Origin of the sequence: Actinosynnema sp. NPDC059797, assembly GCF_042732085.1 — a bacterium.
Classification (GTDB): domain Bacteria; phylum Actinomycetota; class Actinomycetes; order Mycobacteriales; family Pseudonocardiaceae; genus Actinosynnema.
In genome coordinates, this window is the sequence record NZ_JBHWIE010000264.1 from 1 (window position 1) to 9,749 (window position 9,749).

The window sequence follows — 9,749 nt, forward strand, 5'->3', positions numbered from 1 at the left end:
CCGGCGCGCCGACCCTGCTGCTGCACCCGGCGGGCGGCGGCATCGGCCCGTACCTCGGCATCGCCGCCGAACTGGCCGCGCGCGGCCCGGTGCGCGCGGTGCGCGCCGCCGGCCTGCTGCCGGGCGAGGTCCCCGACGACGACCTGATCGCGATGGCCGACCGCTACGCGGCCCTCGTCGACCGGCCGCCCGCCCTGCTGTTCGGCTGGTCGATGGGCGGCGTGCTGGCCTGGGAGCTGGCCGTCAGGTTCGCCGAGCGGGGCGCGCGGCCCGCCGTGGTGATGGTGGACAGCACCGCCGACCCGGAACCGGTGGACGACGGGCTGCGCGCGCGGGTCGTGGCCTCCGCCGGGTTCACGCCCACCGAGGACGACCGGCGCCGCGTCGCCGCCGTCACCGACGCCCACCTGCGGGCGCTCGACCGGCACCGCGTGCGCGCCCGCTACGACGGGCCGGCGCTGCTGGTCCGCTGCCCCGACAACACCGACACCCGGTGGCCCGAGCTGGCGCCGCGCCTGCGGACCAGGCGCCTGGACTGCGGCCACTTCGACGTCTTCGACCCCGACCACCTGCCCACCCTGGTCGCGCACACCAAGGAGTTCCTCGATGACTGACCGGCTCGCCGTGGTCAGCGGCGGCACCAGGGGCATCGGCCTGACCCTCACCACCCGCCTGGTCAAGCTCGGGTACCGCGTCGTGGCGCTGTACCGGGGCGACGCGGCCGCCGCGGAACGGCTGGTGGCCGAGCACGGCGACCGGGTGGCCGCGGACCGGGTCGACGTCGCCGACGCGGCGGCGGTCGCCTCGTGGGCCGAACGGCTGCTCGCCGCGCACGGGACGCCCTCGGTGCTGGTGAACAACGCCGGCGTCAACATCGACCGGCCGTTCCTGGAGATGTCCGAGGACGACTGGTCCGCGGTCCTGGACACCAACCTGTCCGGCCCGTTCCGGCTGACCAGGGCGCTGGCCCCGGCCATGCTCGCGGCCGGTTCCGGGAACGTGGTCAACATCGGCGCCACCACCGGCATCCGCCCCCGCCTCAACGGCGTGAACTACTGCGCCAGCAAGGCCGGGCTGCTCCAGCTCACCAAGTGCCTCGCGCTGGAGCTGGCCCCGACCGTGCGGGTGAACTGCCTGATCCCCGGCATGACCGACACCGAAGAGCTGCGGACCCGGTTCCGGCTCGACGACCCCGACCGGCTGGCCGCGGTGCTGGCCGAGATCCCCCAACGACGCATCGGTTCCACCGACGACATCGCCGACGCCCTGGAGTTCCTGGTCAGCCCGCAGAGCGGCTACCTGACGGGCCAGAAGCTGATCGTCGACGGCGGCCAGTTCATGTGGTGAGGAGACCATGACCGAGCAGTTGCTGAGTTCCGCACGCGCCGCGCTGCACGCGGCGCCACCGGTCGGTGACCCGGCCTACCGCCGCTACTGCGGCGCGCTCGCCGAGCACCTGACCAGCTCGTGGCCGCTGATCCTCAAGGCCAACGAGGAGGACGTCGCCGCCGCCGAGCGCCGGGGGCTGGCCCCCGTGCTGGTCGAGCGGTTGCGGCTCACCGAGGACCACCTGGGCGGCCTGCTGCGCCTGATCGACGCGGTGACCGCCGAGCTGGGCCCGGCGACCACGCCCGCGCCGCCGGTCCCGATCGGCGACTGGGGCGCGCTGCGCAAGGTGCCCAAGCCGCTGGGCGTGGTCTTCATGGTCTACGAGGCCCGGCCCACCGTCACCGTCGAGGGCGCGCTGATCCCGGTGGTGGCCGGCAACAGCGTGCTGCTGCGCGGCGGCAAGGAGATGGCGGGCACCGACGCCGCCCTGGCCACCGCCGTGCACGAGGCCCTGGTCTCCGCCGGGCTGCCGGCCGGGCTGGTCAGCGTGATCGAGGACCCGGACCGCTCCGTGCTGCGGGCGCTGCTGCGCCGGCCGGACGCGGTGGACGTGCTGATCCCGCGCGGCAGCCCCGCGCTGATCGACTTCTGCCGCACGGCCGGCTCCGTGCCGGTCATCGCCAGCGGCGGCGGCGTCAACCACCTCTACGTGCACGGCAGCGCGGACCTCTCGCGGGCCGCCGAGATCGCCCTGGACAGCAAGCTCGCCGAGCCCTCCGCCTGCAACACGCTGGAGCTGGTGCTCGTCGACGAGCACGTGGCCGACGACTTCGTCGAGGAGGTGGTCCGCACCGGCGCCGACGTGACCCTCAAGCTCGGCGGCGGGCTGCGGGCCCGACCGGGCGGCGGCGTGCGCATCGCCGAGCTGGCGCCGCACGACCTCGGCCGCGAGTTCCTGGACCCGACCATCGGCGTGCTGCCGGTGGCCGGTGTGGACGCCGCGGTCGAGCACGTCCGCCGCTACGGGTCGGCCCACACCGAGGGCGTGGTGAGCGCCGACGAGTCCGTGGTCGAGCGGTTCACCCGCGGCGTGGACGCCGCCGCGGTCGTGGTGAACGGCTCGCTGCGGCTGCACGACGGCCCGACCCTCGGGCTGGGCTCCGAGATCTCCATCAGCACCGGCCGGCTGCACGTGCGCGGCCCGGTGACCGTCTCAGCGCTGCTCACCCACACCTGGGTCGTCGAGGCCCGCGGTGCGCTGCGCGCCGAAAGGGAGCACTGATGTCCGTCGAGGCACTGGACCGCGTGACCGTCACCCGCACGGTCAAGACCGTCGTGATCGCCGAGTCGCGGCTGTCGATCGACCCCGACGCCGTCCCCGGCGACGAGCCGTTGAACGGGGAGCTGCTGCGGGTCAACTCGTTCGGCTTCGTCGGGATGCTCGTGCGGCTGGAGGACGAGCTGGGCGTGACGCTGCCCGACGACCTGTTCGTCGGCCGCACCTTCACCACCGTCGACGACCTGGTGGACGTCGTGCTCGACGCGGTGGAGGCGGCCCGATGACCGCGATGCCGACCCGGTGGCGCAGCGTGCTGCCCCACCTGACCACCCCGCTGCCCGAGGACCGCTCCCCGGAGACCTCCGGCGGCAACGGCATCGGCGTCAACCTGCCGATGGAGCTGGTGCGGCAGAGCCTCCAGCCGCGCGAGTACTGGCCGATCCCCGACGAGGTGCTGGACGCCTACCGCAAGTTCCGGCCGACCCCGCTGTGGCGGGCCACGGGCTTCGAGGAGGCCGTGGGCGCGAAGGTGCCGGTCTACGTGAAGTACGAGGGCGGCAACATCTCCGGCAGCCACAAGCTCAACACCGCGCTGGCCCAGGCGTACTACTACAAGCGCGCCGGGGTGCGGGAGCTGGTCACCGGCACCGGCGCGGGCCAGTGGGGCACCGCCCTGGCCGCCGCCTGCGCCCTGTTCGGCCTGCGCTGCACGGTGTTCATGGTCGGGTCGAGCCTGGCCCGCAAGCCCTACCGCGGCGTGCTGATGCGGATGCTCGGCGCGGAGGTGCTGGCCAGCCCGACCGGCACCACGAAGGTCTCCCGCGAGACCGAGGGGCAGGGCAACAGCCTGTCGCTGGCCATCGGCGAGGCCGTGGAGTACGCCGCCGGCAAGGAGGGCGCGGCGTTCTGCATCGGCAGCGGCGAGACCTACAGCATCCTGCACCAGTCGGTGATCGGCATCGAGGCCATCTCGCAGCTCGCGGAGCTGGACGCCGACGTGGACGCGGTGGTCGGCTGCGTCGGCGCCGGCTCGAACTTCGGCGGCATCGCGCTGCCGTTCCACGCCGAGGCCGCCGCCACCGGGACCCGGCCGCCCCGGCTCGTCGCCGCCGAGTCCAGCTCCACGCCCAAGCTGACCAGGGGCGTGTACGCCTACGACCGGACCGACGCCACCGGCACCGGCCCGCTGGAGGCCATGTACACGATCGGCAGCTCCTACTCGATCCCGGACTCGCACTCGGCGGGCCTGCGCTACCACGGCGCGGCCAAGCTGGTCTCCGCGATGCGGCACGCGGGCCAGGTCGACGCCGTCGCGGTGGACCAGGTCGAGGCGCTGGAGGCGGGTCGCCGCTTCACCGTGCGCGAGACGGTGCTGCCCGCGCCGGAGTCCGGGCACGCGCTGGCCGCCGCGGCGCGGCTCGCGGCCGACGGCGCCGAGCGCGGCGTGCTGGTCTGCGTCAGCGGCCACGGCTACCTGGACCTGGCGGCCTACCAGCAGTTGCTGGACGGCGAGCTGAGCGACCAGGCCCCGGCGGAAGAGGCGCTGCTGGCGGCGGTGGCCGGGCTGCCGCGCGTGGAAGGGGCACGGGTGTGACCGCCTCGACCGACGTCGTCGTGCGCGCCGAGCTGCTGGACTGCCTGCAGGCCAACCTGGCGCTGCTGGCGGACCGCCGGCACGGCCCCGGGCGGCACCTCGCCCTCGGCGCGCGGCTGCGGTTCGCGCCCGTGCCCGGCCCGGACGGGCTGCCCACCGTGGAGCGGACCCTCGACGACCACCTGCTCGACGCCCGCCACCTGCTCGGCCTGGCCGTGACCGGCAGGTGGGAGGCCGCCACGGCGGCCGACCTGCCGCCGGACCTGGTGTACGTGGTCGCGGACGCGTTCCACCTGCCGTGGGTGCCCTACCGCGGGCACGAGCACATGGACCACAGCTTCCTGGTGGAGGCGGGGCCGGACGGCTTCGCCGTGCACGACGCCTACCACAACGACACCCGATGGGGCCCGGCGCGACCGGGCCGCTGGGAGCTGTCCGCGGCGGAGCTGTCGGCCGCGATCCCGGACGGGGCGCGGGTGTTCCGGCTCGAACCGGTGGACCCGCCCGCCGCGGTCCGGCCGCGGCAGGACCACGCCGAACCGGACGTGGTGGACGCCTACGTGCGGGCGTACCGGGAGCACCCGGACCGGGTGGCCGCGCTGGGCCGGCTGACCCTGGAGACGTGGCTGCTGGCCAGGTCCCGGCGGCTGCACGCCGCGTGCCACGACGAGCCCGCCGCGTTCGAGGAGCACGTCCGGCAGTGGGGGGCGCTGGCCGAGCAGACCTACCTGGCCTACCGCCGGGTGGCGCGCGGCCGGCCGGAACCGCCCGGCGTGCTGCCCCGGCTCGCCGACCTGCTCGCGGCCGACCGGGTCGTGTTCGACGGGCTGCGGCGGGAGGTCGCGGCCGTGGTCGCCCGGGTGCTGAAGGTCGACCCCGCCGAGGTCCTGGCCGGCGAGCCGTTCCCGTCCTTCCCGTCGTTCTCCTCGTTCCGGGTGGTCGACATCGTCGAGCGCCTGGAGTCCGCCCTCGGCGTCGAGTTCGACGCCGACGACCTGGTGCCGGAGAACCTGCACCGGCTCGACGACCTGTGCCGTCTCGTCTCGCGCTCCTCCGGAGGACCGGAATGACGACCCTGCTGCACGACCTGATCGACGCGGCGGAGCGGAACTGGCCGGACCGGCCCGCGGTGTCCACCGCGACCGACGTGCTCACCCACCGGCAGGTGGCGGAGGGCAGCCGCCGGCTGGCCTCGTGGCTGGCCGACCGGGGCGTGTCCCGGGGCGACCGGGTCGTCCTGGTCGCGCCGTCCGGCACGGTGGTCCCGGTGCTGGTGTACGCGGCCTCGCGGCTCGGCGCGGCGTTCACCGTCCTGCACGAGCAGACCCGCGGCCGGCCGCTGGAGCACGTGCTCCACGACAGCGAACCCGCCCTGCTGGTCGCCGCCGAGGAGGAGGCGCGGGCCGCGGCGCGGGACCGCGGCATCCGGGCCGTCGGGCCCCGGGAGGTCGAGGCCGCCGCCTTCGCCGACGCGCCCGCCCGCGCCGACCTGCCGGGCCCGCTGTCGGTGGACCCGGTCTGCCTCATCTACACCTCCGGCACCACCTCGCTGCCCAAGGCCGTGGTGAGCACGCACCAGCAGGCCGTGTTCGCGGTCGGCGCGATCCAGTCCCAACTGGCCTACCGCCCGGACGACGTCGTCTACTGCCCGCTGCCGCTGTCCTTCGACTACGGGCTCTACCAGCTGTTCCTGGGCGCGGTGAGCGGCGCGCACGTGCGGCTGGGGCAGCCGGCCGAGGTGGGGCCGTCCCTGCTGCGCAACCTGGTCGGGGCGCGGGCCACGGTCCTGGCCTCGGTGCCCGCCGTGGCCGAGACGCTGGCCCGGCTGGTCAAGCGCGCCGGCGGTGCGGGCGCGCCGCCGCTGAGGCTGCTGACCAACACCGGCGCGGCCATGCCGGTCGAGCCGCTGGCCGTGCTGCGCGCCGCGATCCCCACCCTGCGGGTGCAGCTGATGTACGGCCTCACCGAGTGCAAGCGGGCCGCGATCATGCCGCCGGACGGCGACCTGGAGCGACCCGGCGCGTCCGGCCGCGCCCTGCCGGGCACCGAGCTGTTCGCGATCGACGAGGAGGGCAGGCGGCTGCCGCCGGGCGAGATCGGCGAGCTGGTCGTGCGCGGGCCCAACGTGATGGCGGGCTACTGGCGGCGGCCGGAGCTGACCGCCCAGCGCTTCCACCGCGCCGAGGGGCTGTTCCCGGAGCTGCGCACCGGCGACTACGGCCGGCTCGACGAGGACGGCTACGTGTACTTCGACGGCCGCCGCGACGACATCTACAAGCAGCGCGGTTTCCGGGTCAGCGCGACCGAGGTCGAGGCCGCCGTGCGGCGGGTGCCCGGCGTGGAGTCCGCGGTGGTGCTCCCGCCGGACGGGGACCGGTCCGCGGTGCTGGTGGTCGTCGGGCAGCTCACCGCGGACGAGGTGACCGCGCTGCTGAAGGAGGAGATCGAGGAGTTCAAGATCCCCCACCGGTGCGTGGTGGCGCCCTCGCTCCCGCTGACCGGCAACGGGAAGGTCGACCGCAAGGCCCTGCTGCGGGAGGTGACCAGCGGTGTCTGAGCACCGGACCGGGGGCGGGGCGGAGGACCGCGCCGTGCCCGCGAACCGCGCGGTCGCCACCGCGCTGCGGGAGGGCGTCGAGACCCCCGCCTACGTCTACGACCTGGCCGAGGTGCGCGCGAACCTCGCGCGGCTGCGCGCGGCGCTGCCCGAGCCGGCCGGCCTCTACTACTCGCTCAAGGCCAACCCCCACCCGCACGTGCTCGCCGCGCTGCGGGAGGGCGGCGCGCGGGCCGAGGTCTGCTCGCCGGGCGAGCTGGACGCCGCGCTCGCCGCCGGGTGGCACCCGGGCACCCTGCTCTACAACGGGCCGGGCAAGCGGGACGCCGACCTCGCCCGCGCCCTGCGCCTGGGCGTGCGGGAGTTCTCCGTCGACTCGCCGCACGCGCTGGACCAGCTGGACGCGGTGGCCCGCGTGGAGTCGGTCCGGGTCCGGGCCCTGCTGCGGATCAACGACGACCAGCCGGAACCGGGCCAGGGCCTCACCATGACCGGCGTCACCTCGCAGTTCGGCGCGGACGTCGGCTGGGTGCTCGCCGAGCCCACCCGCTTCGGCGACCGCGACCACGTCGAGGTGGTGGGCCTGCACCTCTACATGGGCACCAACCTGGCGGGCGTGGACGACCTGCTCGCCCAGTTCGGCCGCAGCCTGGCCACCGCGGCGAAGCTGCGCGCCGAGGGCTTCCGGGTCGACGTGCTCGACCTGGGCGGCGGGTTCGGCGCGCCGTTCGCCAAGGAGGGCGGCGCGCTCGACCTGACCGGGCTGCGCGAGGGCCTGCACGACCTGCTCGACGAGCACGCGCCCGGCTGGCGCGGGGGAGCGCCGGAGGTCGTCTTCGAGTCCGGCCGCTACCTCGTCGGCACCGCCGGGTCGCTGGTGACCGCCGTGCTCGACGTGAAGCGGTCGCACGGTCGCGAAGTCGTCGTGCTGGAGTCCGGCATCAACCACCTGGGCGGCATGTCCGGGCTGCGCCGCCTGCCACCGCTCACCCCCTCGCTGGTCCACCCGGCGGGTGACGGGCCGGCGGAGCCGACCGTCGTGGCCGGACCGCTGTGCACGCCGCTGGACACCTGGTCGCGCACCGCCCGGCTGCCGCGGCTGAGGCCGGGCGACCTGCTCGCCGTGCCGAACGTCGGCGCGTACGGCCTGTACGCCTCCCTGGTCGCCTTCCTCGGCCAGCCCTGCCCCGTGGAGGCCGTGGTGGACGGCGACCGGCTGGTCCACGCCTCCCGCCTCGAACTGACCCGAGCTCCCCACTGACCCGAAAGGACCGACCACGCCATGGACGAGCGCTTCACCGCACTGCTGACCCGCTTCCTGCCCGCGCGCGGCGACCGCGAGCTGACCCCCGAGACGCCGCTGCGCGACCTGGGGCTGGACTCCATGCAGTCCATCGAGCTGCTGTTCGCCATCGAGGACGAGTTCGGCGTGTCGCTGCCCGACGAGGACCTGACCGACACCACGTTCGCCACCGCCGGCAACCTGTGGCGGGCCGTCTCCGCCGCGTCGGGCACCCAGGTCGGTGCGGCGTGACCACCACCGCGCCGAACCTCGCCGAGCTGGCGGACGCCGTCGCCGCCGTGGTCGCCGAGCACGCCGGCCAGGCCGACGCCGACGCCGCGTTCCCGGTGCGCGCGCTGGACGAGCTGCGCGCCACCGGGCTGCTCGGCCTGCTGGTGCCGGTCGAGCACGGCGGCCTCGGCGGCTCGGTCGCCGACGTGCTGACCGTCAGCACGCGGCTGGGCCGGGAGGACATGTCCGCGGCTATGATCTTCGCGATGCACTGCCAGCAGGTCGCCGCGGTCGTGCGCCACGCCGGCGACCGGCTGCGCGGCGAGCTGCTGCCCGCCATCGCGCAGGGCAAGCTGTACCTGGCCTCGGTGACCACCGAGGCGGGCAAGGGCGGCCACCTGCTGACCGCGCAGGCGGAGCTGCGCGACGACGACGGCGAGCTGGTGGTGGACCGGTTCGCCCCGATCGTCACCGGCGGCGCGCACGCCGACGGCTTCCTGGTGACGATGCTCGGCCCGAACGCGACGTCGGACAGCCAGGTCTCCCTCGTCTACGCCGCGCGGGACCAGTTGGAGGTCACCCCGTCCGGCGAGTGGCAGCCGCTGGGCATGAGGGCCAGCCACAGCGGCGCGCTGCGGCTGCGCGGCCGGGTGCCCGGCCACCAGGTGGTCGGGGAGCACGGCGGCTTCCGCGAGATCGTCACCCGCACCTTCGGCCCCCTGGCCCACCTGGGCTGGTCGGCGTGCTGGCTCGGCACCGCGAGCGGCGCGCTGTCGCGGGTCCTCGGCCTGCTGCGCGACCCGTCCTCGCGCGGGTCGCTCAACCTGGGCTCCGAGCTGCTGCTGACCCGCCTCGCCCGCGCGCGGCAGCGGCTGGAGGTGGTCAACGCGCTGCTGTGGCGCACGGAGGCCGTGGTCGCGGAGGCGGACGACCTGTCCCGGCCGCGCGTCCAGCTCCTGCTCAACGAGCTGAAGATCACCGCGGCCGAGCAGTGCCACGCGGCGGTGGACGAGCTGGTGGAGGCGGTGGGCCTGCGGCACGGCTACCTGCGCAACTCGCCGACCGGGCTGGAACGCGCGCTGCGCGACCTGCGCTCGGCGGCGCTCAACTACAGCAACGACCGGCTGTACCTGGCGGACGGGAGGCTCGCGCTGCTCGACCCGGAGGTGCGCTTTGCCTGACGAGCCGACCACGACCGGTTTCGCCGAGCAGGTGGAGCGCGCCCTGACCGCCGTGCCGCCGGTGCCCGACGCGACGGCCTGCTGGGCGGCGCTGGGCAAGGCGGGCGTGCTCGCCGAGGTGTACCGGGACGGGCGCCCGGAGCGCGGTGTCGACCCCGGGCGGTTGGGCGTGCTGCTCGCCGCGTTGGACGGGCGCGGGCTCAACGGCGTGACGCTGGCCGCGTGCGTGCAGTTGGCGACGGTGCTGCCGCTGCTCGCCGAGGGAGCCCGTGCCGAGGAGGCGGCGACGTGGGGCG

At 75.3% G+C, this 9,749-nt stretch carries 10 protein-coding genes and 1 pseudogene; all 11 read left to right on the forward strand.

Going from position 1 to position 9,749, the window contains the following annotated elements; translation table 11 throughout:
* A partial coding sequence (locus ACFV4N_RS33555) for a thioesterase domain-containing protein (protein WP_499676676.1) occupies positions 1-614 on the forward strand: 614 nt, incomplete at its 5' end.
* A complete protein-coding gene (locus tag ACFV4N_RS33560; RefSeq protein WP_499676677.1) occupies positions 607-1,347 on the forward strand; it encodes an SDR family NAD(P)-dependent oxidoreductase in 741 nt (246 codons plus the stop codon). The genes ACFV4N_RS33555 and ACFV4N_RS33560, both read left to right, overlap by 8 nt.
* 7 nt (positions 1,348-1,354) lie before the next feature.
* The gene (locus ACFV4N_RS33565; protein WP_499676678.1) at positions 1,355-2,611 is read left to right on the forward strand and encodes a glutamate-5-semialdehyde dehydrogenase; all 1,257 of its coding nucleotides are present in this window, start codon (positions 1,355-1,357) and stop codon (positions 2,609-2,611) included.
* Positions 2,611-2,892 (forward strand): phosphopantetheine-binding protein, encoded by a 282-nt coding sequence (locus ACFV4N_RS33570; RefSeq protein WP_499676679.1) that lies wholly within the window; start codon positions 2,611-2,613, stop codon positions 2,890-2,892. Before ACFV4N_RS33565 ends, ACFV4N_RS33570 begins: the two co-directional genes overlap by 1 nt.
* Positions 2,889-4,202, forward strand: coding sequence for a TrpB-like pyridoxal phosphate-dependent enzyme (locus ACFV4N_RS33575; RefSeq protein ID WP_499676680.1), 1,314 nt, complete (start codon positions 2,889-2,891; stop codon positions 4,200-4,202). Before ACFV4N_RS33570 ends, ACFV4N_RS33575 begins: the two co-directional genes overlap by 4 nt.
* On the forward strand, positions 4,199-5,272 hold the full coding sequence (locus ACFV4N_RS33580; RefSeq protein ID WP_499676681.1) for a phosphopantetheine-binding protein: 1,074 nt from the start codon (positions 4,199-4,201) through the stop codon (positions 5,270-5,272). Before ACFV4N_RS33575 ends, ACFV4N_RS33580 begins: the two co-directional genes overlap by 4 nt.
* Positions 5,269-6,759: a class I adenylate-forming enzyme family protein gene (locus ACFV4N_RS33585; protein WP_499676682.1), complete on the forward strand. Its 1,491-nt coding sequence runs from the start codon at positions 5,269-5,271 to the stop codon at positions 6,757-6,759. Before ACFV4N_RS33580 ends, ACFV4N_RS33585 begins: the two co-directional genes overlap by 4 nt.
* Positions 6,752-8,020, forward strand: coding sequence for an alanine racemase (locus ACFV4N_RS33590; RefSeq protein WP_499676683.1), 1,269 nt, complete (start codon positions 6,752-6,754; stop codon positions 8,018-8,020). The genes ACFV4N_RS33585 and ACFV4N_RS33590 overlap by 8 nt, the downstream gene beginning before the upstream one ends.
* Before the next feature lie 21 nt (positions 8,021-8,041).
* Positions 8,042-8,293, forward strand: coding sequence for an acyl carrier protein (locus tag ACFV4N_RS33595; RefSeq protein ID WP_499676684.1), 252 nt, complete (start codon positions 8,042-8,044; stop codon positions 8,291-8,293).
* Entirely contained in the window at positions 8,290-9,453 is a 1,164-nt protein-coding gene (locus tag ACFV4N_RS33600) for an acyl-CoA dehydrogenase family protein (RefSeq protein ID WP_499676685.1), read from the forward strand. Before ACFV4N_RS33595 ends, ACFV4N_RS33600 begins: the two co-directional genes overlap by 4 nt.
* Positions 9,446-9,749 (forward strand): annotated as a pseudogene (locus ACFV4N_RS33605) (hypothetical protein); the annotation flags it as partial. The gene ACFV4N_RS33600 and the pseudogene ACFV4N_RS33605, both read left to right, overlap by 8 nt.